This window comes from Microbacterium sp. zg-YB36 (assembly GCF_024623575.2).
Classification (GTDB): Bacteria; Actinomycetota; Actinomycetes; order Actinomycetales; family Microbacteriaceae; genus Microbacterium.
The window spans coordinates 585,511-612,005 of sequence record NZ_JANJFD020000001.1 but is presented as its reverse complement, the minus strand read 5'-3'; the positions used below and the strand labels follow the sequence as shown (position 1 = coordinate 612,005).

Genomic DNA, 26,495 nt, shown 5'->3' with positions numbered 1-26,495 from the left:
GACGTGTGTCAGGTCACCCGGCCGTCCCCGGGGCGAGACACCCGCAGCCACCGGTAGCCGTAGGCGGGGAGGGTCATCTCGATCCCACTGCGGTCGTCGAGCGGGAGTCGCTCGGAGTCGAGAAGGTCGACCAGGGTCGTGCCGTCGGGCTCGTCGTCGAGGGTGAAGGCGAGCGCCGCGGGGACGTCGGTGAAGTTGTGCACGGCGACGGTGCGGCCGACATCCGCGCGCAGCGAGTGGACGAGCACACCCGGCGCGTCGTGATCGATGACCTCGAACTCGCCCCACCCGAGCTCGGGGGAGATGCGGTAGCGCGAGGTCAGGTCGCGGAAGAAGTGCAGGAGCGACTCGCGGTCTTCGATCTGGTCGGCAACGTTGACGTGCACCGGGGCGTAGCCGTCGCCGGGCGGCAACGCGGTCAGGCGGGAAGGTGGAGCAGTCGAGAACCCCCCGTTGCGCTCCGCCGACCACTGCATGGGGGTGCGCACGGCGTGGCGCTTGTCGAGGTCGGCGTTTTCTCCCATGCCGATCTCCTCGCCGTAGAAGAGCACGGGCGTGCCCGGCAGGGTGAACAGCAGGCTGTATGCCATCCGGATGCGGCGGGGGTCGCCCGCGAGCATCGGAGGCAGGCGCCGTGTAATGCCGCGCCCGTAGACGCGCTGACCCTCGTCGGGAGCGAAGGCCTCGAACACCTCCTGCCGCTCCTCCTCGGTCAGTTGGTCGAGGGTGAGCTCGTCATGGTTGCGCAGGAAGTTCGCCCACTGTGCCTCGATCGGCAGGCTCGGGCGCGACGAGAGTGCCGCCGCGAGGGACGTCGGATCCTGCCGGACGAGCGACAGGTAGAACGCCTGCATGCCCGCGAAGTCGAACTGCATCGTCAATTCCTGGCCGTCGTTGCCGGCGCCGAAGTACGCCGCCTGCTGCTCATAGGGGAGGTTGACCTCGCCCAGCAGCACCGCTTCGCTTGAGCGCCGCTGCAGGAAGCGCCGGATGTCGCGCAGCATGTCGTGCGGGTTGGCCATCTCGGCACCCTCGGGCACTTCCAGCAGGAACGGCACCGCATCCACCCGGAACCCGGAGATCCCCAGTTGCAGCCAGAACCCGATGGTCTTGGCGATCTCGTCGCGCACGGCCGGGTTGGCGATGTTCAGGTCGGGCTGGTGCGGATAGAAGCTGTGCATGTACCACTCGCCCGACGCGTCGTCGCGCGTCCAGATGCCGTCGGCCTCGCCGGGGAAGACCGGGTTCTTCTGGCCTTTCGGGGGCGGAACGGATCGCCAGACATAGAAGTCGCGGTAGCGCGACGAGGTGCTGCGCTTCGCGGAACGGAACCACGGATGCCGGTCGGAGGTGTGGTTCACCACGAGGTCGACGATCACGCGCATTCCCCTGTCACGCGCGGTGCGGATCACCTCGACGAGGTCGCCGTGCGTGCCCAGTCGCGGATCGACGCCGTAGAAATCGGTGACGTCGTACCCGTCGTCGCGGTCGGGCGTCGGGTAGAACGGCATGAGCCAGAGGCACGTGACGCCCAGTTGGGCGAGGTAATCGATGCGGGATGCGAGCCCCTGCAGATCGCCCACGCCGTCACCGTCGGAGTCGAGGAACGTCTCGACGTCGAGGCAGTAGACGACTGCGGACTTCCACCACAGGTCGCTCGTGTCGGTGATCCTCACAGCAGTTCCTTCAGTCGAGGCAGCAGTCGGTCGCGCGCCGCAGCCAGGAACGGTGCCTGGTCCTGGCCGACGTGGTGCAGGTAGATGCGGTCGAAGCCGAGCCGTGCGTGCTCGGCGATGCGCCCGGCAAGCTCGTCGAGGTCGCTCGAGACGAGCAGCGCGTCGCGCATCTGCTGGTCGCTCGGGTCGCCTGCGGCGGCGTCGAAGTCCTCGGGCTGCTCGAGGTCCCAGATGGTGGGTGGGCTGAGCATCGCGTGGGACCACTGATCGCGCGCGATCGAGAGGGCCTCGGCATCCGTCGGAGCCCAGCTGACATGCACCTGCAGCGCGCGGGGGCCGGTGCCGCCGGCGGAGTCGTATGAGGTGAGCACCTTCTCGAGCGCCTCGGGGGGCTGCAGTGCGGTCACCAGGCCCTCCGCCCATGATGCCGCCCAGCCTGCGGTCTCGGGGCTGATCGCGGTGGCGAGAAGCGGTGGCGGCTCGTCGGGCAGCGACCACAGCCGCGCGCGGTGCACGCGGACGAGGCCGTCGTGATCGACCTCCTCGCCGGCCAGGAGCCGGCGGATGACCGAGACGGTCTCGGCGAGCCGCGCGTTGCGCTCGGGCTTCGGCGGCCACGGGTCGCCCGTGACGTGCTCGTTCATCGCCTCGCCGCTGCCGAGCGCCGCCCAGAAGCGCCCGGGGAACATCTCCTCGAGCGTCGCGTATGCCTGGGCGGCGAGCACGGGGTGATAGCGCTGCCCGGGCGCATTGACGAAGCCGATGGAGAAGTCTGTGCGAGCAAGGGCAGCGCCGAGCCAGCTGGGCGCGAAGCCCGACTCGCCCTGCCGCACGCCCCAGGGCGCGACGTGGTCGGAGCACATCGCGCCGTCGAAACCGGCGGCCTGTGCCGCTTCGACGTCGCGCAGGAGCCGGCCGGGCGGGATCTGTTCGTGCGATGCGTGGAATCCGAGGAAGACCATGCCGGCGATTCTGGCCGCTCGGCCGTCGCGGGCGGAACCGTTTGCATTCGACCGCGGACGTACGGTAGGCGCGCAAAGGCGTGAGGGCCCGCGGTCGCGAGGCGTCAGCCCAGGGTGTTGAACCACGCCCGCCGGGCGGCGATCTCGGCATCGCTCTCGTCCGCCGGGGCCGCATCGTGTTCAGCCAGCCGCTCGTCGACAAGCGGCACGAACGTGAAGCACCGACGGCACAGCGCGCGGCCGTGCGGGTACCCTTCGGGCATGGCGGCGACGGGGGTGCCGACCTCGCCGGATCCCGCGCAGCGGGCGGGGTCGGCAGTGGCATCCGACCACATGATCGTGCGGTGCCGGTGCAGCCCCGGGTGCTCCAGCGGCCGGGTGCACCGGCGGTCGTTGCTACGGCTGCGGCAGAACCGCACCACGCCGTCGCTCACGCGCGCTCCCGCGGGACGAACCGGGGGACCCAGCGCAGGAACGCGTACGCACCGAGCAGCCCGAGCATTCCCATCGCGCCGGCGGCGACCGAGAGTGAGAAGGTCGCGAGGGCCGAGACGATGAGCGGTGCCGCCGCGCCGCCGGCATCCGTCAGCGTGCGCCAGGATCCGAGATAGGGCGCCGGGTCGTCCTTCGGCGCGGTGTCGGCGCCGAGGGTCAGCAGGATGCCACTGGAGAGCCCATTGCCCACGCCCAGCACGGCGGCGAACATCGCGAACCACACCGCTGCCTGCTCCAGGTCGTGCGTGACGGACAGGGCGAGGAACCCCGCGCCCATCAGCACCATGGCCGGCAGCGCCGCCCAGAGGCGCCCGAACCGGTCCATCACCTGGCCGCTGGCGTAGAACAGCGCGAAATCGATCGCGCCCGAGATTCCGACGATGAGCGCGATGGTCTGCGCGTCCAGCCCGATCGACACACCCCACAGCGGCAGCACCACCTGGCGGGCCGAGCGCATCGCCGATAGCGATGCCGCCGCGAGCCCCAGCCGCGACAGCACGCCGCGGTTTCGCCACATCGTGCGGAAGACGCCGGCACGCTGCTGCACGGGGATGGATCCGGTCACGGCCTCGCCGGTGTCCTCGGCGTCGCGTGTGTCCGCACCGGGGACGATGACGACGGTCTCAGGGTCGGGTCCGAGCAGCACCAGCAGCACGGTGGCCACGAGGCACCCGCCGAAGAACCAGATGGCCGAATGCGGGTCGCCGAACAGCGCGAGCAGACCCGCGGCCACGAACGGGCCGATGAACATCCCGAGGCGGAACGTTCCCCCCAGCAGCGACAGCGCCCGCGCCCGGAACGCCAGCGGCACCCGCGTGGTCATGAACGAGTGCCGCGCCAGGCCGAACGCTGCCGCGCAGAACCCGATGAGGAAGACGGATGCCGCCAGCACCGGCAGGCTGGGGGAGGCGAGCAGTCCCGCCACACCGCCGATCGCCACGGTGCCGGCGATGGTCATGGTGAGGCGTTCACCCAGCCGCGCGACCGCCCATCCGGCGGGGATGTTGCCGCACAACTGGCCGACGACCAGGGCGGATGCCACGAGTGCTGCGGTCGGCAGATCGGCGCCGAGCCCGGCAGCGATGATCGGCAGCAACGGGATCACCGCGCCCTCACCGAGCGCGAACAGCACGGTCGGCCCGTAGATCATGGGGGCGAATCGCCACAGCGCGCGGGCGATGGGGATCTCGTCTTCGCCGTCAGCCATCGGCATCCAGGTTAGTCTGAACTGTCATGCTTGAATTCGATCTTTCCGCCGAGATACAGGCGCTGCGCTCCACTTTCTCCGATATCGAGTCGGTGGTGGACGTCGAGTCGCTGACCGCCGAGATCGCCCGCCTCTCCGAGGAGGCCGGTGCTCCGAACCTCTGGGACGACGTCGACAAGGCGCAGCAGGTCACCAGCGCGCTCAGTCACCGTCAGACGGAGCTCAAACGCGTCACCGACATCGAGCGCAAGCTCGACGACCTCGAGGTGCTCGCCGAGCTCGCCCTCGAGATGGACGACGAGGACTCCGCCGAAGAGGCCCGCAAGGAACTCGCTGAACTGCAGGACGTCATCGGCCAGCTGGAGGTGCAGACGCTCCTCGACGGCGAGTACGACGACCGCGGCGCCGTCGTGACGATCCGCTCCGGCGCCGGCGGCGACGACGCCACCGACTTCGCCGAGATGCTCATGCGCATGTACCTGCGCTGGGCCGAGCGCCACAAGTACCCCGTGAAGGTGCTCGACATCTCCTACGCCGAAGGCGCGGGGATCAAGTCGGCGACCTTCGAGGTCGACGCGCCCTACGCCTACGGCACGCTGTCGGTCGAGGCCGGCACCCACCGCCTGGCGCGCATCAGCCCGTTCGGCTCCGCCGACAAGCGCCAGACCAGCTTCGCCGCCGTCGAGGTCATCCCGGTGATGGAAGAAGCCAAGGAAGTGGACGTCCCCGAGAGTGACATCCGCGTCGACGTGTTCCGCTCGTCGGGCCCCGGCGGCCAGTCGGTCAACACCACCGACTCCGCCGTGCGCATCACCCACCTTCCGACCGGCATCGTCGTGTCGATGCAGAACGAGAAGAGCCAGATCCAGAACCGCGCCGTCGCAATGCGGGTGCTGCAGACGCGCCTCCTGCTGCTCAAGCGCGAAGAAGAGCATGCCAAGAAGAAGGAGCTCGCCGGCACGATCACCGCGAGCTGGGGCGACCAGATGCGGTCGTACTTCCTCTACGGTCAGCAGCTCGTCAAGGACCTGCGCACCGGCTACGAGGTGGGAAACCCCGCGGCCGTGTTCGACGGTGACCTCGATGGCCTGATCGCGGCCGGCATCCGCTGGCGCAAGCGCAAGATCGAAGACTGAGCCGGGCGGGGCTGAGAAAATTCTCCGCCCTCCTGCATCCAAACGGTCCGCTGCCCCGGAATACCTCTGTAACGCGCGAAAAGGTCGCGCCACACAGAAGGAGTTCCTCGTGCGTAAGACACTCTCAGCGGGCGTGGTGATCGGCGCCGTCGCCGCCTTCGCCGCGTTCGCCCCGGCACACGCCATCTCGGACAGCAGTGCGGACCTGTCCGTGCTGCACGGCATCCCCGACACTCCCGTTGACGTCTACGTCAACGGCGATCTGACCCTCGACGACTTCCAGCCGGGCAGTCTTGCCGGCCCGCTCGACCTCCCGGCAGGCGACTACGAGGTCGCACTGACGGCGACGGATGCCGCAGACGCCTCCGCCCCGGTGCTCGGTCCGATCACCCTCACCCTCGAGGCAGGCAAGAGCTACACCGCGGTGGCGAACCTGGATGCCGACGGGGAGCCCACGGCGAACCTGTTCACCAACGACATCTCGCCGACCGCTCCCGGTGACGGCCGGCTGACCGTGCGCCATGTCGCCGCCGCCCCCGCGGTGGACGTCCTCGCGAACGGCGCTGCGGTGGTCACCGGCCTGGTCAACCCCGAAGAGGCGACCCTCAACCTTCCCGCCGGTGTCGTGTCGGCAGCAGTCGCATTGGAGGGAACCACCGATCCGGTGATCGGCCCGGCCGATGTCGACGTGCAGGAGGGCGTGCTCACGATCGCGTACGCGTGGGGCAGTGCCGAGGACGGCAACCTCGCCCTCGCAGTGCAGACGGTCACCGGACTGCACTCCAACCCCGGTGGCGTGAACACCGGCTCCGCGGGCCTGGTCGCCGAGAGCCAGCCGCTCATCTGGACGGTAGCGCTGGGCGGCGGCCTGCTGCTCGTGCTCGCAGCCGGTTCCGTTGTGGCGGCGCGCAGGTCGACCGCCCAGCGGCGCTGATGACGATGTCGCGCGGGCTCGGCATCGCCGTGGTCATCACGGCGGTGCTGGCCCTCGCGGCCTGCTCACCCCCCGACGCGGAGGGCGGGGACCCCACCCCGTCCTCCGCGGCGGCGCGCCCCGAGGCGCCACGGCCGACGCCGGCGGTGCAGGTTCCGATCTCCCCGGCGACCCCGCCGCCGGTGCAGCCCCGCAGCGCAGAGCCGCAGCAGCTGACCTCTGCGGATCTGCAGATCGACATGCCCGTGGTGCCGGTCGGGGTGCAGGACGACGGGTCTATGGAGATTCCCGCCGACCCGGCGGTCGCCGGCTGGTACCGGTTCGGACCGGCGCCGGCTGACGCGGCGGGCTCGACGGTGCTGGCGGCGCACGTGGATTCCCGCGTCTACGGCGTCGGTCCGCTCGCACGCCTGCGCGAGGCCCAGCGGGGGCAGACAGTGCAGGTCACGGACGCCGCGGGAGCGGTGAGCGGCTACACCGTCGAGAGCGTCACCTACATTCCGCGGGCCGAACTGCCGGTCGACCAGCTGTTCGACCGCAACGGTCCTCGCAGCCTGGTTCTCATCACCTGCGGAGGTCAATTCGACGAGCGGACTCGCACCTACAGCGATAACGTGGTGCTCGTCGCCCGGGCGTCACCATGACCAGCCTCGTGGGTGCCGCCGGTCGCGACGCGCGGAAGGAGAGCCTCATCGACGACGAGGGCGAGCTTGCCAGCCGGTTCCGCGCCGGCGATCCCGACGCGCTTAAGGCGATGTATGACCGCTGGGCTCGCCTGGTCTACACGATCGCCGCGCGATCGCTCGGCGACCTGGCCGAGGCCGAGGACGTCACCCAGCGCACCTTCGTCTCGGCCTGGACCTCGCGCGATGCCTTCGCGCCCGAGCGGGGAAACCTCGGCGGATGGCTCGTCTCGATCGCCCGTCGCCGCATCGCCGACGCCCACGAGGCCCGTTCTCGCGCCGCCCGCCTCGAGCAGGCCGTGGCGTCCGAAGCGCTCGCCCCGGCCGCGGTCACTGTCGATGTCGAGGACTCGCTGATGATCGCCCAGGAGATCGAGCAACTTGAGCCCGACGCGCAGAGCGTCATCAGGCTCGCGTTCTATGACGACCTCACCCACGCGCAGATCGCCGATCGACTCGCGATGCCGCTGGGTACGGTGAAGAGTCACATCCGAAGAAGCCTGTCCAGACTGCGCACACGATTGGAGGCCGCCGATGTCGCACCTTGACCCCGAACTGGCCGCCCTCATCGCGATGGGCGAGACGGATGCCGCCGACGCGCAGCAACTCGATCACCTCGCGCAGTGCCCGGAGTGCGCCGACGAGGTGGCGGCCTTCGCCGCAGCGGCCGGTGCCGCGCGCGGTGCGCTCGCAGAGCAACCCCTGCTCACTCCACCGCCGCGCGTGTGGCAGGCCATCAGCGCTGAAGTGGGTTTCACCGGGTCAGCGCCGATGGCCGCGTCCGCTTCTCCCGCTGACCACCTCGCCGATGCGCCGGCCTTGGCCCCGCTCGCGGCGACCCCCGCGGGGCCGCGAGCCGGTGCACATCGCGTTGCGCGCGGCAGTCGTCGGCGCCGATTCACGCTGGCGATCGCGCTGGCCGGCACGGTTGCGGTCGCGGCCGTGGTGGCCGGCGTGTGGGTTGCTCAGGATGCCGGCATCCAGTCCCCGACCATCGTCGCCGAGGCGACGCTCGACGCGTTCCCCGATCATGAGGGCGCGCAGGGCGAGGCGTTGCTGGAAGATGTCGACGGTCGCACCCAGGTGGTGGTCACCCTCGATGCCTCCGTCCCGGATGACGGACACCGCGAGGTGTGGCTGATTGCGGCGGACGGCTCCGATCTGGTGAGCCTCGGGGTGCTCGACGGCAGCGAGGGCACCTTCGAGGTGCCGGCCGGCGTGGATCTCGACCGCTTCACGCTGGTCGACGTCTCGCAAGAGGCCGACGACGGCGACCCTGCGCACTCCGGCGACTCGATCGTGCGCGGCGCCCTCGAACCTGCCTGAGCCGCGGTGGATGCCGCAACGCGCGAGTGTCGCTCGCGGCGCCGCGCGGCGCGCCGCATAGGCTCAACGGGTCATGATCCGGTTCGAGAACGTCACGAAGCGCTATCGCGGCACGAGCAAACCCGCACTCAGCGATGTCGACTTCGAGGTGCAGCGCGGCGAGTTCGTGTTCCTCGTTGGCGCGTCCGGCTCGGGTAAGTCCTCGTGCCTTCGGTTGATCCTGCGCGAAGACAGCCCCAGCGAAGGGCGTGTGGTCGTGCTCGGCCGCGACCTGCGGACGCTGTCCAACCGCAAGGTCCCTTACTTCCGCCGCCACATCGGCTCGGTCTTCCAGGACTTCCGGCTACTGCCGAACAAGACGGTGTTCCAAAACGTCGCGTTCACGCTGCAGGTGATCGGTTCATCCCGCGCTTTCATCCATCAGGCGGTGCCCGAGGTGCTCGCACTGGTCGGGCTGGAAGGCAAGCAGAAGCGCCTGCCCCATGAGCTGTCCGGTGGTGAGCAGCAGCGCGTCGCGATCGCCCGCGCGCTGGTGAACCGCCCTCAGGTGCTGCTGGCCGACGAGCCCACCGGAAATCTCGACCCCGCAACGTCCGTCGACATCATGCAGCTGCTGGCCCGCATCAATGCCGGCGGCACCACGGTGGTGATGGCCACCCACGAGGCCGGCTTCGTCGACGCCATGCAGCGGCGGGTGATCGAGCTCAGCGGCGGCGTGATGGTGCGCGATGAGCGCCACGGCGGTTACGGCGACATCTCTGCGATCCCGACCCTCATGCCCGCCGAGGAGAGGGGCGCGGCCGCGGTCGCCGCCCTCACCGCAGTGCTCGAACTGCAGCGCGAGATCATCAGCACCGCCGATGGCGAGACCCCGGCGGCGACGGATGCCACCGTGTCCCGCGTCGCCACGACCCGCCTCGACACCGCGGTATCCGCCGGCCCATCGACCAACGGCACTCCCGCCGTCCCGGCGCCGCCGCTGCCGCCCGTACCGGTCGTGACGCCGTTGCCGCCGGCATCAGCCCAGCCTGCGGCGCCCGTGCCGCAACCGGCATCCGCTCCCGATGAGCAGCCCGCCGCCGAGTCGGCCGAGCCGCCCACCCGAACCAACCCGGTGACGATCGAACTGCCTCCGGTGGAGCTGGACGAGCTGGGCCTGGCCGACCGGCTGGGCCTGCGCGGTCGCTCCGACGACGAAGTGGGGCCGACCTCGTGAGAATCGGACTGATTCTCGGCGAGGCCCTGTCGGGCCTGCGCCGCAATGTCTCGATGGTGATCTCCGTCGTGCTCGTCACGTTCGTCTCGCTCACGTTCGTGGGCGCCGGCATGCTGATGCAGATGCAGATCGGCAAGATGCAGGACTACTGGGTCGATCGCGCCCAGGTTGCCGTCTACATGTGCACCGGCAACTCGCAAGCGCCCACCTGCGTCGATGGGGTCGCCACCGAGGAACAGGTGGCGCTGGTGCAGGAGAAGCTCGACAGCGCGGCACTGACGCCGCTGATCGGCGATGTGCGCTTCGAAACCCAGGACGAGGCGTACCAGAACGTCATCGATCTGCTGGGCGAGGACTACGCCAGCATCGTCACCCCCGACCAGCTCAACCAGACCTTCTGGATCAACCTCGTCGACCAGACGCAGTCTGAGGTGATCATCGAGGCGTTCGGCGGGATGACGGGCGTCGAGGAGGTGGCCGATCAGCTGCAGTACCTTGATCCGCTGTTCTCCGCCCTGACGGTTGCGACCTACCTGGCGGTGGGGATCGCGGCGCTCATGCTCATCGCCGCGGTGCTGCTGATCGCGACGACCATCCGGCTGTCGGCGTTCGCGCGCCGGCGAGAGCTCGGCATCATGCGCCTCGTGGGTGCGTCCAACCGGTTCATCCAGACCCCGTTCATCCTCGAGGGTGTGTTCGCTGCGTTCATCGGATCGCTGCTGGCGTGCGTGGCGATCATCGCGGGGGTGCAGATCGGCGTCAACGACTACCTGCGCGGCCGGGTCGAATTCATCACCACGTGGGTGGACATGGGGGATGCCGCACTCGTGCTGCCCGTCATGATCATCATCGGAGTCGTGCTCGCCGCGGTTTCCGCCGGTTTCGCCATCCGCCGCTGGCTGCGCACGTAGCCGGATCCGGGCGGGCGCGCCACGACCCGCTATGCTGGTGGGCTGCCGCACGCCCGTCGCGGCCTACCAGAGGAGTGATCATGCCCAGGGAACGCGGGGAGAAGGTCATCGCGACCAATCGTCGCGCGCGCCACGATTACGCGATCGAGAAGACGTACGAGGCGGGCATCGTGCTCACCGGTACCGAAGTGAAGTCGTTGCGGCAGGGTCGAGCCAACCTCACCGACGGGTACGCGTACATCGACGGGGGAGAGGCCTTCCTCGACTCCGTGCACATCCCGGAGTACTCCCAGGGGCACTGGACCAATCACGCCACCAAGCGCACCCGCAAGCTGCTGCTGCACAAGGACGAGATCGTGAAGATCTCGCACGCCGTCTCGGCGGGCGGCTACACCCTGGTGCCGCTGAAGCTGTACTTCGCCGACGGCCGCGCCAAGGTCGAGATCGCGGTCGCGAAGGGCAAGCGCGAGTTCGAGAAGCGTCAGACGATCCGCGAGCGCGAAGACAAGCGCGAGGCGGAGCGCGCCATGCGCTCCCGCAACCGCCTCGGCGAGTGACCCGGCTCAGCGGGCGCTGAACCGCGCTTCGACCGCCGCGCTCACGACGATGTCGTCGGGCTGAAACTGCAGGCCCGGCGACCCCGCGGCATCCGTCATGAACGCCGCCCGCATCATTCCGGATGCCGGTGCCGGCTCCGGGCGTGCGACGAGAAGGCCCACGTCGGCGACTTCGAGCGGCGTGACCGCCACGAGTCCCAGCGCAGACGCGTAGGCGGTCGCGCGCTCCACTGCGACGCCGACGGCTTCGGATGCCACCTCGCGCTCTACCGACGCCCGCGTCTCGCGGGTGAGCTGCCAGATGACGTCGCCGATCTGCACGCCGTCGCGTTCGGCGACCTCGCCCACCCACCAGGACAGGGCAGCGGGATCGTCGAAGGTCGCGCTCATGTCGACGGTCGCGTGGTAGACGGGGGCCAGTCGCCGGCCCTCATTCCACGGGCGCTCTGACCACACCGATACGCGCTTGCTGGACCACTCCACCACGCCGCCGACATCCTTGCGGGCGGCCAGGTCGGCCGTGACCGGCTCGGCGAGGGCGGCGATGCGCTCGACGACCTGGCTGCGGTCGGGGCCTTCGACGGTGATGCTCAGCGCCACGACGGCACGCTCGGGGGAAACCCGGCGGTCGTGCTCGCCGCGGACGGTGATGATGACCTCGCTCATGGCTGTGACTCTACGCGGGGCGTGCGGGTTCGTCAGTCTCAGCGTGCAGGCGATGGGGCGGTGCGTGAGGGAGCGCGTCCCTAGGCTGAACCGGCACCGCGCGCGCGGTGCGGACGGGAGAACACGCATGCCACTCATCCAGGTCTCCATCGGTGCCGGTCGCACCGATGATCAGGTCCGCGCGCTCGTGACCGAGCTGACGGATGCCACCGTGCGCGCGATCGGCGCCAGGCGCGAGGCGGTCAGCGTGATTGTCACCCAGGTGGAGGGCACCCACTGGGCCAACGGCGGGACTACGCTCGCCGACAAGAAGGCCGCACGCGAGGCGGCCGCGCAGTCCTGACGATGGCCGGAATAGCGAGCGCGCGGCATCCGTTGTAGTCTGAGATGCTTCGGGTGCTACGGCTCCCGGGTTGGCAACTCCACAGTGTGACAACGGTTCCTTCGAGAGAAGGACACGCGGGGATGATCGGTTTCGACATCGCCTGGGTGTCTGCGAGAAGCGGGCCGAGGATGCAGGGTTATCTCGTTAACGATCTCTGCAAAACCAATAAGTGCCGAAACCAAGCGCACTGAGTTCGCCCTCGCTGCATAAGCGAGCCTGAACTCCATCAGACCGTAGGCGTTCCCGCTACGGACCCTGGTGTCATCTAGGGAACTTGCTGCGTGATGGCGTCTGGACGTCACGCGGGACTTTTCCCAGGCTGGGCTCGTCGACTTAGGTGTCTGTGACAAAGGTCGGAGCCGAGCAGAACGTCTCTACAGACTGCGCCCGGAGAAAACGCAGTATCGCAGCGATGGACGGGGGTTCGATTCCCCCCATCTCCACAAACCGTTGTCACGGAACAAGGCCTCGAAAGCCGCGTAATTACGCGGGTTTCGAGGCCTTCGTTCGTCGCTGGTGAGGTGCCCTGAAGCCAAATCGCCCACAAATCGCCCACAAACCTTTGGGCCAAATGGGTCGAAAACCGAGTCCGAAAACCGCTAGTTGTCGGTTCGGCTCTCCGGTCGTTGAGCCAGCGAAGCGAGGCGAAACGAAGGTCGCTCAGCGCAGAAGCGGGGTCAGCAGTTCGGTGACCGCGAGTTCGGTCTGGGCCGTGGACAAGTTGCCGTCGAATCGCAGGATCCGCCAGGTGGTCGCGTCGCAGATGGACACGATCTGGGCGAGCCGCCTCTGTCGGGACGCGTCGTCGGAGCACGGCGAAAGGTGCTCAGAAAAGGCGCGTCGGCACCAATCAAGGTGATACGCCCTGCCGCGCGCGACGATGTCCGGCAGCCCTGGCACGAGTGAGGCCTCGGAGTAGGTCTTGAGGATCAGCAGCCCGTATTCGTCGTAGTGCTCCACCAGCGCTCGAATCGTCTCAGCTGAGCCGGATCGCAGCGCTGCCTCGCGCTTCGCCGTGATGCGTCCGAGTTCGCGTTCGACGGTTGTGGTCATCAGCACCGGTTTGCTGCCGAACCGGCGGATCACCGTCTGCGAGGTCACGCCGGCGTCCGCGGCGACGTCGTCAAGTCTGATCCGCTCGTATGGGGTGGTGCGCAGGCGCTCGAGCATGCAATCGATGATCCGCTGACCCGTGAGCTCTGCAGCGTCTGCTCGGGCCGACATCCGGTACTTGCGCGCTTTCATGTTAGTCATGATAACGTGAAATGATGAAGACCTCCTCCGAACGCTCCGAGCGTGTCGATACCCGCCTCGGCTCCCTCGCCGTTCGTCGCGTCGGCGCGGGCGACATGACCGTGCTGTGGTCATCGATGTTCGTCGACAGCCACACCTGGGACGTCGTGCTACCCCTGTTACTGGCCGGTGCCCCCGAACGAGAGTTCGTCCTCATCGACCCGCCCGGGCTGGGTCTCAGCGATGCGCTTACACGGCGCAGCAGCATCGCCGAAGCAGCGGATGCCGCGCGGGACGCCCTCGCCGGGCTCGGTGCGACCACCCCTGTCGACTGGGTGGGCAACGCATTCGGTGGGCACATCGGCTATCAGCTCGCGACCGACCCCTCCATCATCCGTAGTTTCGTTGCGATCAGCGCGCCTACTGAGCCGATACCTGCTCACCTCCGGCGCCAGATCGCCGTTCTTCATCCGGTCCTGCGCTGTTTCGGAGCGATCCGACCGGTACGCGCGGCAGTGATTTCGGCGATGTTGACGGATGCTTCGGCCGCGATTCCGGGTATCCGCGACGTGATCGTCGAAAGTCTCAACCGACCCACGCGAGCCAGCATGAGTTACGCGCTGCGCGCGTTCATCATCGATCGAACCGACGTGACCGATCGCCTCTCGGACATCGGCGTCCCCAGTCTGTTCATCGCATCCGATGACCGGGGAGACTGGAGCCCCGAGGATGCTGTGCGCGCGGCGGCATCCGTGCCGCACGCCAGATCCGTCACAGTCACCCGAGCGCGCACGCTCATTCCGCTCGAGCAGCCCGTTGCACTTGCGCAGGCGATCCTCACATTCTGGGCAGCCACCGGCGCGTAGCCGGTGGCGCCCACCGCGCGGTATTCTTTCCGCGCGATGTGGCTCGCCGAGTGCATTGCTCCTCAGGATCGCCTGCGCAACCACCGTGCTGGGGCCGCCATGAGCGCCCGAGTCCGTCGACTGCTCATCGCTATAAGCGCGACCTCTGCCGCTCGCTGTCGGCTTGCTTGGGCTCGCGGGGTGCGCTCAGTCGCGTGTCCACGGGGCCCGGGGCGCTCGCGCTCCGGCAGTCCCGGCACACCAGCCCGCTTAGGCTTGAGAGACCGAATCTGGGAGGAATCAGCACACAATGGTGCTCACTGCGCGCGTGACCGTCGACCCGACCGGCACAGGCACAAAGCCGGTGGACGCCGCCCGTGGCTGAGCGCAAACGCCGCCTCCCTGCCTGGGCTTGGTCGCTGATCGGTGCCGTCGTGCTGGGCGTCGGGCTGCTGGTCTCACCGCTCTTTGCCAGTGGTGACGAGGTCGTCGCGACCTGGCCCTCCGAGGCCCCCACCGGGACGATCGCGGAACCCACCGCGACCACCGGGCAGACCGCTGTCGCTGTGCTGTCCACGCTCGAGGTCAAGGGGCGCGCCCCGCAAACCGGGTACGAGCGCGAGGAGTTCGGGCAGCGCTGGCTCGACGTCGACCGCAACGGCTGCGACACCCGCAACGACATCCTCGCCCGTGATCTGGCCGAGGCAGTCACCGAGGGCGGGTGCAAGGTGATCACAGGCACGCTGGCGGACCCCTTCACGGGGGAGACGATCTCCTTTCTGCGAGGGCAGGACACGTCGGATGATGTGCAGATCGACCACGTCGTGGCGCTCTCAGATGCCTGGCAGAAGGGCGCGCAGCAGCTCACCCCGGAGGAGCGAGCGCGCTTCGCGAACGACCCGCTGAACCTGCTGGCGGTCGACGGTCCCGCCAACGCCCAGAAGGGCGATAGCGATGCCGCGACATGGTTGCCGTCGAACAAGGGCTACCGGTGCGCGTACGTCGCCCGGCAGGTCTCGGTGAAGGCCACCTACGGACTGTGGGTGACACCGGCAGAGCACGACGCGATCGCGCGGGTGCTCGAAGGCTGCCCGGACGAGCCCGCGCTCGCGCCGGCGTATGCGCCGGATGCCGTGGAGTCGGGGCCCGCACCACCACCGGCACCGGCCGAGACCCACTATGCGAACTGCGACGCGGTGCGGGCGGCCGGAGCTGCGCCCATCCGTCGGGGCGAGCCGGGTTTTGCCGAACACCTGGACCGAGACAACGACGGCGTCGGCTGCGCCGCCTGAGCATCTGGCGCTTACACGGCGACGCCTTACTGAGCTGCCGTCTGCGCGTCCTCAGTCCTCCGCAGGACGCCCAGGCATGTTCAGGTCGGCGGGATCCACCTCGACGTCGCCCGCATCGTCGGGACCCCCGGTACCCGGCGTGACGTTGATGTTCTCGGTGTCGATGTCGTCGTCGAGAGTGTCGGGGAGCGGGTCCTCCTGCTTGCGGCGGGTCTCCTCTTCGCTGGACGGGCTGTAGGTCATGTCCTTCTCGACCGCGTCGGAGGCCGACATTCCAACCCGGTCATCGTCGTCAGCTGGGCGCGCCTGCATGTTGTCGTCTGAGGTCATGCCGACAGCTTCTCCGAGGCGACGGCGGCGTGCATGGGGCTTGACAGGACGCCTCCCTGCTAACGGGGAGCGCGGGTGGCGAGCGCGAGCTCGAGGTGGGGCAGGTATTCGCGGGAAACCGCGACAGTGACCGCCACGTCGCGAGTGATCTCCGCGCCGATCGCGTAGACGAACGGGTCGGTGTCGACCTCCATGGCTGCGTGCATCACGCCGTCGATCTCGAGTGCGGCCGCGGGGTTCACCGCCGACTCCGACACGTTCCATCCGGTCTTCGTGATGCGCTCGTGCCCCTGCCCCAAGCCGAGCTCCTCGCGGAACTCGTTCATCAGGATGTAGTTCGCGTGCTGCACGAGCTGAAAAGGAAGCGTCGTAAGTTCCGACGGGTCGCGGTTCCACGTCGTCCGCACGGCTGACCAGACCTGGGGGAAGCGCATGCGGTGCGCGGCTTCGACCAGCCACTCCGGACGCGGCCACGGCGGGTCCACATCGAGCGCGGCCAGCGTCTGCTCGTCCAGGTCGGCGAGGTTGCGCGGGTCTGCTCGGTCGTCCGGCTGCCGCCACAGCGTGTACCCGATGCTCACCTCTACCTGCGAGGTCACCCGCGAGTCGCTCATCTCGCCGATTCCCACCGCGCCCCAATCCTCAATCGATGGCTGCGGGCGCAACCCGAACACCGGAAAGTGCAGGGCCCGCACCCGCGCCTCGATCTCGTCCCGCGGGTTCGGCGCGTCGGGAGGTAAGACGCCGGCTGTGTGCATGCGCCGAGCCTGGCCGAACGCGGTCTGCGCCGCAAGCAAAAAAGGTCGGGTCCCTGCAGTGGCGCCGGGTTTCGATACGGCGCTTCGCGCCTACTCAACCAACGGGGCGAGGGGGAGGTGGCCTCGATCAGCCCACCGTGACGGTCACGCGGTCGTCGTAGAAACAGAGCTGGTCGCGCACCGGCGCGCCATCGTGCAGCGGGTGCGGATACGTCCACGCGGCATCCCGGATCAGCTCGTCGCCGATGCGTGCGGAGAAGTACGACGCCTGCCCCTTGTACGCGCAGACGGTGTGCGTGGGGCTCGGCTCGAGTAGGTCCATATCCACGTCGGCGCGGGGGAGGTAGTAGCGCGTCGGCAGATGCGTCTCCAGCAACAGCGTCGGGCGTCGCGAGTCCGCGAGAACGCGATCGCCAACGGACACCACGACGTGGCGATCCGACATCAGGCAGTCGATCCGCTGGAACGGATCGTGTGGATGCCCGAAGACGGTCTCTTCCTCTTCGAGCCACTCGTCGAACGCCGCCCAGTCGATGATCGCGAACCCGGTGAGGTCGGCGTCGTCCGTAGTGAATGCCGCGTCGACCAAGGGGTCGCCGCGCGTGGGGATCGTCCAGGCGCTACCTGACGTGGTGTGGATTGCGAACGCGTTGCCGGGATCGAGCCACGGCCGCGGCGGCGGCATGGGTGCGACCGCGCGCGGCTCGATCAGTGGCGCGTGGATGTCGGCAACGGGGACGGCGTACGAGGGCACCACCCGGTGCGGCTCCCACACGAGGCGTGCATTCATCGAGTCGACGATCGTTTCACCCGATACCCGGGCCCGAACGCGGCGCCGCGGATCCGCCCAGCGCAGCGACCCCAAGTGCAACAACGACCAGTCGTCCATCGCGGTAGCCATGTGCACATCGTCCTCCCGGCATCCGATCGGCGAAAGGCGGGTCGCCGCCGGTGGGACTTGGATACGATCGCCGCATGACGCCGCCGGCAACCGGTGTTCCGTGGCTCGCAGTCGACCCACGCCGAAACCTCTGCGCCCTCGCCACCGCCGTTCCGGTGGCGGTACTTGCAGTCGTCGCCTATTCGCTCGCCGTTCCGGTGCGGTTCACCGTCGACACGGTCGCCCTCACCGTCTTCGTGTTCTGGATCGCCTACTCCCTGGTGTGGTTGATCCTGACCCATTGGGTCTTCGGACGAGTGGATGCCAAAACGTTGCGCGGCTGGCTCGTCGCGACCACGCCGGAGGCGGGCAGGATGCCGACGGTGAATGTGCAGTGGTCTATCCTCGCCACGGCATCCGTGGGTCTGGTGATCGTGCTGCCTGGGCTCATCAGCAGCCCGCTGGCCAACGCGCTCAGCGTCTTCGTGGTGCTGAGCGCCTGGCTGGTGACGGTGTCGACGTACGCCGTGCACTACGCGCGGCTGAACGCGGTCGAGGATGCCGTCGAGTTCCCCGGCAAGGCGGTGGGTCCGGTGTTCACGGACTACTACTACCTGGCCGCGCAGATCGCGACGACCTTCTCCTCGTCGGACGTCACGATCCTCACCACGCGTTCCCGTGCAGTGGTGACGGGCCAGACCTACATCTCCTTCGCGTTCAGCACCTTCATCATCGCGCTGCTGATCACCGTGCTGTTTCTGGGCTGAGTCGGGGCGGTACGACTACGACTACGCGCCCGGGATGAGCCGAGCGGCGCGGTAGCGGTCGAACAGCTCGGTGAACGAGTCGACCGTGCGGTGATGCACGCCGAACCCGGCCAGCCGCGACTTGCTGATGTCGGTCACGACCTCGATCTCGCGCCCGAGGTCGGCGTCGGTGTGCCACCACGACGCGATGCGGCCGAGGTCGGACTCTGCGAGGTCGTGCTCACGGGCGATCTGCGTCCACACGTCCTGCGCGGCGGCCATCTGCCGCTCGAGCGGCTGCGGCTCGGCGTCGGGACCGACCGGCTCGACACCGAAGTACTCGGCCAGGCGCGTCCACATCCAGCGCCACCGGAACACGTCGCCGTTGACGACGTTGAAGGCCTCGTCACGGCCGGCATCCGATGTCGCGGCCCAGAGCATCTGGTCGGCGAGCACGGTGGCATCCGTCATATCGGTCAGCCCGTTCCACTGCGTGAGTGAACCGGGGAAGACGAACGGTGTGCCCAGGTGCCGGCAGATCGACGCGTAGACGGCGAGGGTCAGGCCCATGTTCATCGCGTTGCCGACGGCGTACCCGATCACAGTGTGCGAGCGGTGCACCGACCAGGCGAACCCGTCGCGCTCCGCAGCGGCGAACAGTTCGTCCTCCTGCGCGTAGTAGAAGTTGGGGGCATCCAGCCGCGCCTCCTCCTCGTGGAACGGAGTGTCGGGCATGTTGCCCTGGCCGTACGCCTCGAAGGGTCCGAGATAGTGCTTGAGGCCGGTGACGAGCGCGGCGTGCTGCACCGGCGCGTGCGAGAGGGCGGCGAACAGGTCACGCACCATGCCGCCGTTGACAGCGATGTTTTGCTCCTCGGTGTCCTGCCGCGACCACGCGGTGAAGAAGACGTGCGTCGGCTTCTCCTCGGCGAGGGCATCGGCTAGAGCGGCGGCTGAGCGCAGGTCTGCGGAGAGCGCGCGCACACCGGGGCGGTCAGCGAGGGGCCGCCGTGACAGTGCGGTGACAGGCCAGCCCTGCTCGACAAGCAGATCGACGAGGGCAGACCCCCCGATGCCGGTGGCACCCACCACGAGCGCGCTGCGCTGCGAGACGGACGAATCGAGGTCTAGCGGGTGGGACGGGGTCTTGCCGGGGGAAGTCATCAGGGACCGCAACGTCATGGGTGGGGATTCATTCCGCCTTGCAGGCGTGTCGCCCGTATCGGTCGCAACGGGGGGCGGCGGGTGCGGGGGGCCCGTCGCACTCACTGCCAGGATGAGCGAATGACTACACCTGAGCCTCTGGGGAGGCTCGTGTGCCCGGCGAGCCGGCACCGACCCCCCAGCATCCTTCTCCGCCGGCCGGATACCCGTACGCCGCTTCCTATCCGCCCGCGCAGGGGTATCCGCCCGCGCAGGGGTATCCGCCCGTCCCGCCCCGCCAGGGGCCGCCTGCCGCCGCCGGGAAGCCGCTCAACGTGCTCGGCCTGATCTCCGTGATCGCGGGCGGGCTCGGTTTCGTGCTTGCCTGCTCCTCCCTGATGCAGGGCTGGGGTGCGATGATTCCTGCCGGCATGTTGCTTCTTACCGGGTTCGTGCTCGCGATCGTGTCGCTGTTCCGTAAGGGCCAGGGCAAGGGTCTCGGTATCGCCGGGCTCATCGTTTCCATCGTCGGCAGCATCGTCGGCTTCGTCGCGCTCGTCACAGCGATCACGTTCGCCGTCGGTAACGTATTCGTGGACGAGACCGGGGAGCTGTTCGATTCGATCGAGGAGCAGGCCCAGGAAGAGGCCCAGGAGCCGCCGGCATCATCTGAGACAGGCCCCGTCGAGCTGCTGCCCCTGGGCAGCACGGTGACCTCGGAGGATTGGGAAGTCACCGTCAACAGCGTCTCGCTGGCGCAGACCGATGTCGTCCTGGCAGAGAACGCGTTCAACGGGGAGCCCGAGCCCGGCTACGAGTACATCCTCGTGAACGTCACCACGACCTACGTCGGCGATGCTCCCGATGGGGAGATGCCCGGATTCGTGTCTTTCGACTACGTCGCCGCCTCGGGCGAGGTCACCCCGCCCCCCTTGCTTCTCATCCCTGACGAGCTTGACCGCGTCACGGTCCTGCAGCAGGGTGGATCCGCCACCGGCAACATCGTGCTGGTAGCACCGACCGAGACCGCCTCGGACGGTGCCATCGCCGTGACGCCCGGGCTGATGGCCGACCCAGAGTTCGTCGCGACCCAGTGACAGACACGAAACCCCCGGCGCTGTTTGAGTGCCGGGGGTTTTCGCGCTCTGTGGCTCGCGCCTAGGCCTGCTCGTCTTCTTCCGGCTCGAACGTCGATGCCTCATCGGTGACACCCGCGGCAACGCCGTCGGGGTGGGCGGGAATGGTGCCGTCCTTGCCGAGGCCGTCAGGCTTGGTGGTGCCGTCTTCTTCTTCCGGGCTCTGCTGGCCCGATGCGTCGCTCATCATCTGAGTCTCCCTCCGTCGGACCGTCCAACTTACGTGGCGAACGGCGCTCGGGCATCCCGATTGACAACCCAGCCGTGAGGAGTCATACAGCGCGGTTAGCCCTGCGGGCGCTCGATCAGCAGCAGGCTCTGCTTGGTGTCGGCGAGGGTCACCCAGCCGTCGCCGAACAGGTATGTCATGCCGTACCCCTCGGCGTCGGTCGTCAGCGCCATCTCGGGGTTCTCGGTGACGTAAACGCCCTCGTCGCCGTTCTCGCGCAGCCAATCTGCGGCCAGCAGCTCGGTCTGCGCGTCCTTGGCGAGAGCATCCTCGATCGGCGCCCACCCGAAGATCTGCGCCGGTCCACCCGGCACCGCGAAATCCGCCCAGGAGCACTGGATGCCGTCGGGCACGTCCATCTCCCCAATGCGGAACGGCTCCTCGCGGTGTGTCCAGCCGAGCTCTTCGAAGTCGGCGACCGTCGTGGCGGCGATGATCGTCGTGCACGTCGGATCGACGACGGGCTCGGCCGTCTCGGCCGGCTCGGGCGCGGGAGTCGCCGGTGCGGTATCGGCCGAGCCCGCGGTCGGCGCGGGGCTGGCGCGGGGTTCGGTCACTTCGGGTGTGGCACATGCGGTGAGCGCGAGGGCGACGGCGAAGAGCAGCGCGGCGGCGGCAGGGCGGTGGTGCGGCGAGGGCATCTGTCGTTCCGTCGGGGTCGTCGGTCAGGAGGGGGAGTGCAGCAGGCGAAGGAAGTCGTCGTGGAGGATGCCGTTGGTCGCCACGGCTGAGCGCTCGCCGATCGAGTCGGTCCCGTCGAAGGAGGTGAAGCGCCCGCCGGCTTCGGAGATGATCGGCACGAGTGCGGCGATGTCGTATTCCTTGACGTCGAATTCGGCGACGAATTCGAGGCGGCCCTCTGCCAGAAGCATGTAGGGCCAGGTGTCGCCGTAGCCGCGGTCACGCCACACCGCGCGGGACAGACGCACGACGTCATCGAGGTGACCGGCGTCGTCCCACTGCGAGATGCTCTGGAAGCTGGCGCTCGCTTCGGCGATCGAGTCGATGCGTGACACGGCGAGACGGCGCGGTTCGCCGCCCGGTGTGTTCGTCCACGCACCCAGGCCGGTCGCGCCCCACCATCGGCGTCCGAGCGCAGGCTGGCTGGCCACGCCTATGCGCGGCACGCCGTCCACAGCGAGGGCGATGAGGGTCGTCCACATCGGGATGCCCTTGAGATAGTTCGCGGTGCCGTCGATCGGGTCGATGATCCACTGCCGCGCGGCATCCCCGCTGGAGCCGAACTCCTCACCGAAGATGCCATCGCCGGGTCGCTCATTCTCGAGGATGGCGCGGATCGCGCGCTCGGTCGCGAGATCGGCTTCGGTGACGTGCGAGGCATCCGCCTTCAGCTGCACGTCGAGGTCGGCGGCGTCGAAACGCCCCATGGACACGGCGTCGGCGGCATCGGCCAGGCGCAGCGCGAGCGCGAGGTCGTCACCCAGATCCCCATCGAACGGTGCTGACCAGGGCGACGGGGGAGAGGTGGGCACGACACCACGATAGCGGGGCCGGTCCACGTCGATTGGCGATCCGCGGTCTCGTGATGGTAACGTTGTCCCTCGGTTCGGCAAGTCCGAAATCACGCACCTCTAGCTCAATCGGCAGAGCAACTGACTCTTAATCAGTGGGTTCTGGGTTCAAGTCCCAGGGGGTGCACGAAAGGCCTCGTACACTCTCGCCAGTGTGCGGGGCCTCTCGTTTTTCCGGCCGAGATGCCGCATTCGCCACGCCCGGGATGCACGAGCGCGTGAAATTCCTCCGTGCGAATTGCCGCCCCGCGCCGAGCGTAGGAGATGTGCCGAAGGTAGGAATTTTCCTGCGGCATCCGTCCTACGCTCGCCCCATTTCCTACGCTCGAAACGCGTCTGCGAACGCGTCAGGCGCGGGCCGCGGCGATGCGCGACGACAGCTGATGTGCGTGGGCCAGCAGCGTGCGCCCGAGCGCGGGCAGTCGGTCCGGTGAGAACCGGAACTCCACGCCAGTGAGGCTCAGCGCCCATTCCGGGCGGCCCGCGCGGTCGAACACCGCGGCGCCCATGCCCCAGGAGCCCTCGACGATCAGGCCCGGGTTGACCGCGTAGCCGCGGTCGCGAGTGTCGGCGAGCCGGGTGCGCATCGCGGCGGCGGAGTGCCGGGAGCCGAAGCGCTTCACGATCTCCGGATGCCGCGCCAGGTACGACTCCACGTCGTCGTCGGGGAGGAACGCGAGGATGGCCAGCCCCGCGGATGCCACGCCCAGCGGGAACCGCACGCCTTCGCTCAGCACGAAGGAACGGATGGGGAAGGCCCCCTCCTCACGCAGCAGGCACACCGTCTCGTCGCCGCGGCGCACCGAGAGGAACGCGCTCTCCTCGGTCTTGACCGCGAGGGAGCGCACGATGTCGCGGGCCAGCTCCGTGATGTCGTAGCGAGCGGCCGCCACGGTGCCCATGAGGAACAACTCGGGGCCCGGCATCCATCTGGCCGACGGCGAGTCCTGGTCCACCAGTCCCTCGGCGCGCAGCGCGCTCAGCAGCCGGTGCGCCGTAGTGCGGGAGAGTCCCGCGTCGGTCGCGAGTTGCTGCAGCCCGGCGCCACCCGGTCCTGCTGAGGTCACCAGGCGCAGCAGCCGCGCCGCACGTGCCACTGTTTGGGCGCCGGCCACGGGGCCGCGGGTCGAATTGTCCACATAGTGGACGCTACGGCGGGATGCGTCCACATCGCAAGGCCACGGTTGCCCCTCCGGCAGCCGGAGACCCAGGCTGGCATCACTGCTGCGCACGAAGGAGTGAGCGTGATCGACAAGACCTATCCGTCGGCGGCCGAGGCCGTCGCCGACATCCCGGACGGCGCTTCGCTGGCCGTCGGCGGGTTCGGGCTGTCCGGCAACCCGATTGCCCTCATCGAGGCGCTCCTGGCCCAGGGCACCCGCGACCTGTCGGTCGTGTCGAACAACTGCGGCGTGGACGATTGGGGCCTCGGCGTGCTGCTGAGCGCCAAGCGCATCCGCAAGATGACCTCGTCCTACGTGGGGGAGAACAAGGAGTTCGAGCGGCAGTTCCTCAGCGGCGAGCTCGAGCTCGAGCTGACCCCGCAGGGCACGCTTGCCGAAAAGCTGCGGGCCGGCGGTGCGGGCATTGCCGCGTTCTACACCCAGACCGGGGTCGGCACGCAGGTCGCCGAAGGCGGTCTGCCGCGGCGTTACGACGGCGCCGGCGGTGTGGCGATCGCCTCGCCGGCCAAGGACGTGCGCACCTTCGACACGTCGGGACAGTCGCTTCCCTACGTGCTCGAGGAGGCGATCGTCACCGACTTCGCGCTTGTGCACGCGGCGTACGGCGATACGCACGGCAACCTGATCTTCAACAAGGCCGCCCGCAACTTCAACCCGCTCGCGGCGATGGCCGGGCGGGTCTGCATCGCGCAGGTAGAGCGGCTCGTGGCACCGGGGGAGCTCGATCCGGATGCCGTGCATCTGCCCGGCATCTACGTGCACCGCATCATCGAGGTCGGCACCGACATAGCGAAGCGCATCGAGCGTCGCACCGTGCGCTCGACGGAAGGGAAGTGACCCGGTGGCTCTGACCCGCGATGAGATGGCGGCGCGCGCAGCCCGCGAGCTGACCGACGGCGCCTACGTCAACCTCGGCATTGGCCTCCCCACCCTCGTTCCCAACCACGTGCCGCACGGCGTCACCGTCGTGCTGCAGTCCGAGAACGGCATCCTCGGGGTCGGGCCTTATCCGACCGAGGATAACGTCGACCCCGACCTGATCAACGCGGGCAAAGAGACCGTCACCGTGCTGCCGGGTGCGGCGTACTTCGACTCCGCGACGAGTTTCGGCATGATCCGCGGCGGCAAGATCGACGCGGCGATCCTAGGGGCCATGCAGGTGTCGCGCACCGGAGACCTGGCCAACTGGATGATCCCGGGAAAGATGGTCAAGGGCCCAGGTGGTGCCATGGACCTCGTGCACGGCGCAGCCCGCGTGATCGTGCTGATGGAACACGTGGCCCGTGACGGCTCCCCGAAGATCGTCGAGGAGTGCTCTCTGCCGCTTACCGGTCGAGGGGTCGTGGACCGCATCATCACCGACCTGGGGGTGATCGACGTGACCGACGACGGTCTCGTGCTCGTCGAGACCGCCCCCGGCGTCACCGTCGACCAGATCATCGCGGCGACCGAACCGGCGCTGCGCATTCCCGAGACTCTTATGGTGGAAACATGAACTACGAAGATGTCGTCATCGTCGCCGCTGCCCGCACGCCGCAGGGCCGGCTGAAGGGCCAGCTGGCCTCATTCAGCGCCCCGGAACTGGGTGCCCTCGCCATTCGCGGCGCGCTCGAGCGGGGCGGCATTCCCGCCGATGCCGTCGACGCGGTGCTCGTGGGACAGGTGCTACCTGCCGGGGCGGGGCAGAACCCGGCGCGCCAGGCCGCGATCGGCGCGGGCCTGGGCTGGGACGTTCCGGCAGCCTCGGTCAACAAGGTGTGCCTCTCGGGGCTGTCGGCGGTCATCGACGCGAAGCGGATGATCCTCACCGGCGACGCCCTGGTCGTGGTGGCCGCCGGGATGGAATCGATGACGCGTGCCCCGCACCTGCTCACCGGTTCCCGCGACGGGTGGACCTACGGCAGCGTCGAGGTGCTCGACCACATGGCCCACGACGGGCTGACCGACGCCTACGACCGCGAGAGCATGGGAGCGTCCACCGAGCGGCACAACGGCCCCCTCGGCATCACGCGGGAGGCGCAGGACCACGTCGCGGCGCTGTCGCACCAGCGGGCTGCGGCGGCGCAGGATGCCGGCGTCTTCGACGACGAGATCGTCCCCGTGCACGTGCCGCAGCGCAAGGGCGACCCGATCGTGCTGACGCGCGATGAGGGTGTGCGCCCCGACACGACGGTCGAGACGCTTGCGGGCCTCCGACCGGCGTTCACGAAAGACGGAACGATTACGGCCGGCAACGCGTCGCAGATCTCCGACGGCGCGTCGGCGGTCGTGCTCACCACCCGCAGCCACGCCGACGATCAGGGCTGGGAGGTGCTGGCGGTCGTCGGCGCGTCGGGTCAGGTCGCCGGCCCCGACAATTCGCTGCACGCCCAACCCGCGCGCGCGATCGAGCAGGCGCTGGGCAAGCAGGGCATCGCAGCATCCGATCTCGATGTCGTCGAGATCAACGAGGCGTTCGGCGCCGTCGTCGCGCAGTCGCAGGCGGAGCTCGGGTTGGACGAGAGCGTCGTGAACATCCACGGCGGCGGCATCGCCATCGGGCATCCGATCGGTGCCAGCGGCAACCGCCTGGTCGTGCACGCGGTGCACGAACTGATCCGCCGCGGCAGCGGGACCGCCGCGGTGGCTCTGTGCGGCGGCGGTGGTCAGGGCGACGCGCTGATCCTCACGCGCTGACCCTCACCCGCGCAGGCTCGGCGGCTGAGAAGAGGGCCGGGAGTCGGGCGTCAGGCCGACTTCTTGAGGCGCTTCTTCATGAGCTTCTGCTCCTTGCCCTTGACCGGGGAGTCGCCGGGGATGATGTGCCCACGCTTGGCCCGACGCGTGTCGACGATGACGCCGATCGCCAGCGACAGCGAAATCGCCCAGCTCAGCCACGCCAGAGCAGTACGCCACGTGAAGGACTCCTCGCTGCGCAACCCGCGCAGCAGCGTGATGCCGCCGGTGATGGCGGTGAGCAGTCCGGAACCGAAGAGATAGGCGCGCATGTGGCCACGTTAGCGCGCCGAACCGTCTCTTGACTCGGTCTTGACA

At 68.7% G+C, this 26,495-nt stretch carries 31 protein-coding genes, 1 tRNA gene and 1 other RNA gene; 18 read left to right on the top strand and 15 right to left on the bottom strand.

Annotated elements, in window-relative coordinates; translation table 11 throughout:
- Positions 1–8: 8 nt before the first annotated feature.
- From NQ151_RS03030 to NQ151_RS03015, 4 genes are all read right to left on the bottom strand, one after another.
- A complete protein-coding gene (locus NQ151_RS03030; protein ID WP_257526959.1) occupies positions 9–1,676 on the bottom strand; it encodes an alpha-amylase family protein in 1,668 nt (555 codons plus the stop codon).
- Positions 1,673–2,638, bottom strand: coding sequence for a TIGR03885 family FMN-dependent LLM class oxidoreductase (locus tag NQ151_RS03025; protein WP_257526958.1), 966 nt, complete (start codon positions 2,636–2,638; stop codon positions 1,673–1,675). The genes NQ151_RS03030 and NQ151_RS03025 overlap by 4 nt, the downstream gene beginning before the upstream one ends.
- 104 nt (positions 2,639–2,742) lie before the next feature.
- Positions 2,743–3,072, bottom strand: coding sequence for a hypothetical protein (locus NQ151_RS03020; RefSeq protein ID WP_257508658.1), 330 nt, complete (start codon positions 3,070–3,072; stop codon positions 2,743–2,745).
- The gene (locus NQ151_RS03015) at positions 3,069–4,340 is read right to left on the bottom strand and encodes an MFS transporter (protein ID WP_257527812.1); all 1,272 of its coding nucleotides are present in this window, start codon (positions 4,338–4,340) and stop codon (positions 3,069–3,071) included. Before NQ151_RS03015 ends, NQ151_RS03020 begins: the two co-directional genes overlap by 4 nt.
- A 26-nt stretch (positions 4,341–4,366) precedes the next feature.
- Between NQ151_RS03015 and prfB the strand changes: the two genes are divergently transcribed.
- The 8 genes from prfB (at position 4,367) to smpB (ending at position 11,103) form a co-directional block, all read left to right on the top strand.
- Complete coding sequence (prfB, locus tag NQ151_RS03010; RefSeq protein WP_257508659.1) at positions 4,367–5,476, top strand: peptide chain release factor 2; 1,110 nt, start codon at positions 4,367–4,369, stop codon at positions 5,474–5,476.
- Between the two features lie 109 nt (positions 5,477–5,585).
- Positions 5,586–6,410, top strand: coding sequence for a DUF4397 domain-containing protein (locus NQ151_RS03005; protein ID WP_257526957.1), 825 nt, complete (start codon positions 5,586–5,588; stop codon positions 6,408–6,410).
- Positions 6,410–7,054, top strand: a complete 645-nt coding sequence (locus tag NQ151_RS03000; protein WP_257526956.1) for a sortase domain-containing protein — start codon at positions 6,410–6,412, stop codon at positions 7,052–7,054. The genes NQ151_RS03005 and NQ151_RS03000 overlap by 1 nt, the downstream gene beginning before the upstream one ends.
- Positions 7,051–7,641: an RNA polymerase sigma factor gene (locus NQ151_RS02995; protein ID WP_257508662.1), complete on the top strand. Its 591-nt coding sequence runs from the start codon at positions 7,051–7,053 to the stop codon at positions 7,639–7,641. The genes NQ151_RS03000 and NQ151_RS02995 overlap by 4 nt, the downstream gene beginning before the upstream one ends.
- The gene (locus NQ151_RS02990; protein ID WP_257526954.1) at positions 7,628–8,419 is read left to right on the top strand and encodes an anti-sigma factor; all 792 of its coding nucleotides are present in this window, start codon (positions 7,628–7,630) and stop codon (positions 8,417–8,419) included. Before NQ151_RS02995 ends, NQ151_RS02990 begins: the two co-directional genes overlap by 14 nt.
- 73 nt (positions 8,420–8,492) lie before the next feature.
- Entirely contained in the window at positions 8,493–9,635 is a 1,143-nt protein-coding gene (ftsE, locus tag NQ151_RS02985) for a cell division ATP-binding protein FtsE (RefSeq protein WP_257508664.1), read from the top strand.
- Complete coding sequence (ftsX, locus tag NQ151_RS02980; protein WP_257508665.1) at positions 9,632–10,546, top strand: permease-like cell division protein FtsX; 915 nt, start codon at positions 9,632–9,634, stop codon at positions 10,544–10,546. Before ftsE ends, ftsX begins: the two co-directional genes overlap by 4 nt.
- Before the next feature lie 80 nt (positions 10,547–10,626).
- Positions 10,627–11,103 carry an SsrA-binding protein SmpB gene (smpB, locus tag NQ151_RS02975; protein WP_257508666.1) on the top strand — a complete coding sequence of 159 codons (477 nt, stop codon included), beginning with the start codon at positions 10,627–10,629 and terminating at the stop codon, positions 11,101–11,103.
- 6 nt (positions 11,104–11,109) lie between these two features.
- On the opposite strand, the gene NQ151_RS02970 is transcribed toward smpB, so the two are convergent.
- On the bottom strand, positions 11,110–11,769 hold the full coding sequence (locus NQ151_RS02970; RefSeq protein ID WP_257508667.1) for an SIMPL domain-containing protein: 660 nt from the start codon (positions 11,767–11,769) through the stop codon (positions 11,110–11,112).
- Between the two features lie 127 nt (positions 11,770–11,896).
- On the opposite strand from NQ151_RS02970, the gene NQ151_RS02965 reads away from it, so the two are divergent.
- Positions 11,897–12,112, top strand: a complete 216-nt coding sequence (locus NQ151_RS02965; protein WP_257508668.1) for a tautomerase family protein — start codon at positions 11,897–11,899, stop codon at positions 12,110–12,112.
- Positions 12,113–12,230: 118 nt separating this feature from the next.
- Positions 12,231–12,600: a transfer-messenger RNA gene (gene ssrA, locus NQ151_RS02960) on the top strand.
- Between the two features lie 214 nt (positions 12,601–12,814).
- Here ssrA and NQ151_RS02955 read toward each other — a convergent pair.
- Positions 12,815–13,324 (bottom strand): TetR/AcrR family transcriptional regulator, encoded by a 510-nt coding sequence (locus NQ151_RS02955; protein WP_257526953.1) that lies wholly within the window; start codon positions 13,322–13,324, stop codon positions 12,815–12,817.
- Positions 13,325–13,422: 98 nt separating this feature from the next.
- Between NQ151_RS02955 and NQ151_RS02950 the strand changes: the two genes are divergently transcribed.
- Together NQ151_RS02950 and NQ151_RS02945 are read left to right on the top strand one after the other, a co-directional pair.
- Positions 13,423–14,253 carry an alpha/beta fold hydrolase gene (locus tag NQ151_RS02950; protein WP_257526952.1) on the top strand — a complete coding sequence of 277 codons (831 nt, stop codon included), beginning with the start codon at positions 13,423–13,425 and terminating at the stop codon, positions 14,251–14,253.
- Positions 14,254–14,609: 356 nt separating this feature from the next.
- Complete coding sequence (locus NQ151_RS02945; protein WP_257526951.1) at positions 14,610–15,524, top strand: GmrSD restriction endonuclease domain-containing protein; 915 nt, start codon at positions 14,610–14,612, stop codon at positions 15,522–15,524.
- A gap of 51 nt (positions 15,525–15,575) precedes the next feature.
- Here NQ151_RS02945 and NQ151_RS02940 read toward each other — a convergent pair whose 3' ends face one another.
- The 3 genes from NQ151_RS02940 to NQ151_RS02930 form a co-directional block, all read right to left on the bottom strand.
- Entirely contained in the window at positions 15,576–15,854 is a 279-nt protein-coding gene (locus tag NQ151_RS02940; RefSeq protein ID WP_257526949.1) for a hypothetical protein, read from the bottom strand.
- A 59-nt stretch (positions 15,855–15,913) separates the two neighbouring features.
- The gene (locus NQ151_RS02935) at positions 15,914–16,612 is read right to left on the bottom strand and encodes a hypothetical protein (RefSeq protein WP_257508675.1); all 699 of its coding nucleotides are present in this window, start codon (positions 16,610–16,612) and stop codon (positions 15,914–15,916) included.
- 127 nt (positions 16,613–16,739) lie between these two features.
- On the bottom strand, positions 16,740–17,513 hold the full coding sequence (locus NQ151_RS02930) for a DUF427 domain-containing protein (protein ID WP_257526948.1): 774 nt from the start codon (positions 17,511–17,513) through the stop codon (positions 16,740–16,742).
- A gap of 74 nt (positions 17,514–17,587) precedes the next feature.
- Between NQ151_RS02930 and NQ151_RS02925 the strand changes: the two genes are divergently transcribed.
- On the top strand, positions 17,588–18,259 hold the full coding sequence (locus tag NQ151_RS02925; protein WP_257508677.1) for a DUF1345 domain-containing protein: 672 nt from the start codon (positions 17,588–17,590) through the stop codon (positions 18,257–18,259).
- Between the two features lie 21 nt (positions 18,260–18,280).
- Here NQ151_RS02925 and NQ151_RS02920 read toward each other — a convergent pair whose 3' ends face one another.
- Entirely contained in the window at positions 18,281–19,402 is a 1,122-nt protein-coding gene (locus NQ151_RS02920) for an SDR family oxidoreductase (RefSeq protein WP_257527811.1), read from the bottom strand.
- Positions 19,403–19,716: 314 nt separating this feature from the next.
- Between NQ151_RS02920 and NQ151_RS02915 the strand changes: the two genes are divergently transcribed.
- Positions 19,717–20,478, top strand: coding sequence for a DUF4352 domain-containing protein (locus NQ151_RS02915; RefSeq protein ID WP_257526947.1), 762 nt, complete (start codon positions 19,717–19,719; stop codon positions 20,476–20,478).
- 61 nt (positions 20,479–20,539) lie between these two features.
- Here NQ151_RS02915 and NQ151_RS02910 read toward each other — a convergent pair whose 3' ends face one another.
- The 3 genes from NQ151_RS02910 to NQ151_RS02900 form a co-directional block, all read right to left on the bottom strand.
- Positions 20,540–20,704 carry a hypothetical protein gene (locus NQ151_RS02910; protein WP_257508679.1) on the bottom strand — a complete coding sequence of 55 codons (165 nt, stop codon included), beginning with the start codon at positions 20,702–20,704 and terminating at the stop codon, positions 20,540–20,542.
- Between the two features lie 98 nt (positions 20,705–20,802).
- Entirely contained in the window at positions 20,803–21,387 is a 585-nt protein-coding gene (locus tag NQ151_RS02905; protein WP_257508680.1) for a hypothetical protein, read from the bottom strand.
- Positions 21,388–21,411: 24 nt separating this feature from the next.
- Positions 21,412–22,239: an inositol monophosphatase family protein gene (locus NQ151_RS02900; RefSeq protein WP_257508681.1), complete on the bottom strand. Its 828-nt coding sequence runs from the start codon at positions 22,237–22,239 to the stop codon at positions 21,412–21,414.
- A gap of 93 nt (positions 22,240–22,332) precedes the next feature.
- Here NQ151_RS02900 and NQ151_RS02895 point away from each other — a divergent pair.
- Positions 22,333–22,405 (top strand) — tRNA-Lys (locus tag NQ151_RS02895).
- A gap of 220 nt (positions 22,406–22,625) precedes the next feature.
- Here the strand turns inward: NQ151_RS02895 and NQ151_RS02890 are convergent.
- On the bottom strand, positions 22,626–23,417 hold the full coding sequence (locus tag NQ151_RS02890; protein ID WP_257526946.1) for an IclR family transcriptional regulator: 792 nt from the start codon (positions 23,415–23,417) through the stop codon (positions 22,626–22,628).
- 105 nt (positions 23,418–23,522) lie between these two features.
- Here NQ151_RS02890 and NQ151_RS02885 point away from each other — a divergent pair, with 105 nt between their 5' ends.
- Genes NQ151_RS02885 through NQ151_RS02875 form a run of 3 tightly spaced genes read left to right on the top strand, consistent with a single transcriptional unit; the run spans position 23,523 to position 26,138 of the window.
- On the top strand, positions 23,523–24,299 hold the full coding sequence (locus NQ151_RS02885; protein ID WP_257508683.1) for a CoA transferase subunit A: 777 nt from the start codon (positions 23,523–23,525) through the stop codon (positions 24,297–24,299).
- Between the two features lie 4 nt (positions 24,300–24,303).
- Positions 24,304–24,957, top strand: a complete 654-nt coding sequence (locus NQ151_RS02880; RefSeq protein ID WP_257508684.1) for a CoA transferase subunit B — start codon at positions 24,304–24,306, stop codon at positions 24,955–24,957.
- Entirely contained in the window at positions 24,954–26,138 is a 1,185-nt protein-coding gene (locus NQ151_RS02875; RefSeq protein ID WP_257526945.1) for an acetyl-CoA C-acetyltransferase, read from the top strand. The genes NQ151_RS02880 and NQ151_RS02875 overlap by 4 nt, the downstream gene beginning before the upstream one ends.
- A 50-nt stretch (positions 26,139–26,188) precedes the next feature.
- Here the strand turns inward: NQ151_RS02875 and NQ151_RS02870 are convergent, their stop codons facing one another.
- Positions 26,189–26,449 carry a hypothetical protein gene (locus NQ151_RS02870; protein ID WP_257508686.1) on the bottom strand — a complete coding sequence of 87 codons (261 nt, stop codon included), beginning with the start codon at positions 26,447–26,449 and terminating at the stop codon, positions 26,189–26,191.
- Between the last annotated feature and the right edge of the window lie 46 nt (positions 26,450–26,495).

Coding starts and splice junctions, on each gene's coding strand:
- NQ151_RS02955 (WP_257526953.1), bottom strand. CDS start 13,324: ATGCTCGAGCGCCTGCGCACCACCCCATACGAGCGGATCAGACTTGAC.
- prfB (WP_257508659.1), top strand. CDS start 4,367: ATGCTTGAATTCGATCTTTCCGCCGAGATACAGGCGCTGCGCTCCACT.
- NQ151_RS02925 (WP_257508677.1), top strand. CDS start 17,588: ATGACGCCGCCGGCAACCGGTGTTCCGTGGCTCGCAGTCGACCCACGC.
- NQ151_RS02995 (WP_257508662.1), top strand. CDS start 7,051: ATGACCAGCCTCGTGGGTGCCGCCGGTCGCGACGCGCGGAAGGAGAGC.
- NQ151_RS02970 (WP_257508667.1), bottom strand. CDS start 11,769: ATGAGCGAGGTCATCATCACCGTCCGCGGCGAGCACGACCGCCGGGTT.
- NQ151_RS03015 (WP_257527812.1), bottom strand. CDS start 4,340: ATGGCTGACGGCGAAGACGAGATCCCCATCGCCCGCGCGCTGTGGCGA.
- NQ151_RS02920 (WP_257527811.1), bottom strand. CDS start 19,402: ATGACTTCCCCCGGCAAGACCCCGTCCCACCCGCTAGACCTCGATTCG.
- NQ151_RS02870 (WP_257508686.1), bottom strand. CDS start 26,449: ATGCGCGCCTATCTCTTCGGTTCCGGACTGCTCACCGCCATCACCGGC.
- NQ151_RS02905 (WP_257508680.1), bottom strand. CDS start 21,387: ATGCCCTCGCCGCACCACCGCCCTGCCGCCGCCGCGCTGCTCTTCGCC.
- NQ151_RS03025 (WP_257526958.1), bottom strand. CDS start 2,638: ATGGTCTTCCTCGGATTCCACGCATCGCACGAACAGATCCCGCCCGGC.
- smpB (WP_257508666.1), top strand. CDS start 10,627: ATGCCCAGGGAACGCGGGGAGAAGGTCATCGCGACCAATCGTCGCGCG.
- NQ151_RS03000 (WP_257526956.1), top strand. CDS start 6,410: ATGACGATGTCGCGCGGGCTCGGCATCGCCGTGGTCATCACGGCGGTG.
- NQ151_RS02950 (WP_257526952.1), top strand. CDS start 13,423: ATGAAGACCTCCTCCGAACGCTCCGAGCGTGTCGATACCCGCCTCGGC.
- NQ151_RS02875 (WP_257526945.1), top strand. CDS start 24,954: ATGAACTACGAAGATGTCGTCATCGTCGCCGCTGCCCGCACGCCGCAG.
- NQ151_RS02935 (WP_257508675.1), bottom strand. CDS start 16,612: ATGCACACAGCCGGCGTCTTACCTCCCGACGCGCCGAACCCGCGGGAC.
- NQ151_RS02930 (WP_257526948.1), bottom strand. CDS start 17,513: ATGGCTACCGCGATGGACGACTGGTCGTTGTTGCACTTGGGGTCGCTG.
- NQ151_RS02965 (WP_257508668.1), top strand. CDS start 11,897: ATGCCACTCATCCAGGTCTCCATCGGTGCCGGTCGCACCGATGATCAG.
- NQ151_RS02990 (WP_257526954.1), top strand. CDS start 7,628: ATGTCGCACCTTGACCCCGAACTGGCCGCCCTCATCGCGATGGGCGAG.
- ftsE (WP_257508664.1), top strand. CDS start 8,493: ATGATCCGGTTCGAGAACGTCACGAAGCGCTATCGCGGCACGAGCAAA.
- NQ151_RS02910 (WP_257508679.1), bottom strand. CDS start 20,704: ATGAGCGACGCATCGGGCCAGCAGAGCCCGGAAGAAGAAGACGGCACC.
- NQ151_RS02940 (WP_257526949.1), bottom strand. CDS start 15,854: ATGACCTCAGACGACAACATGCAGGCGCGCCCAGCTGACGACGATGAC.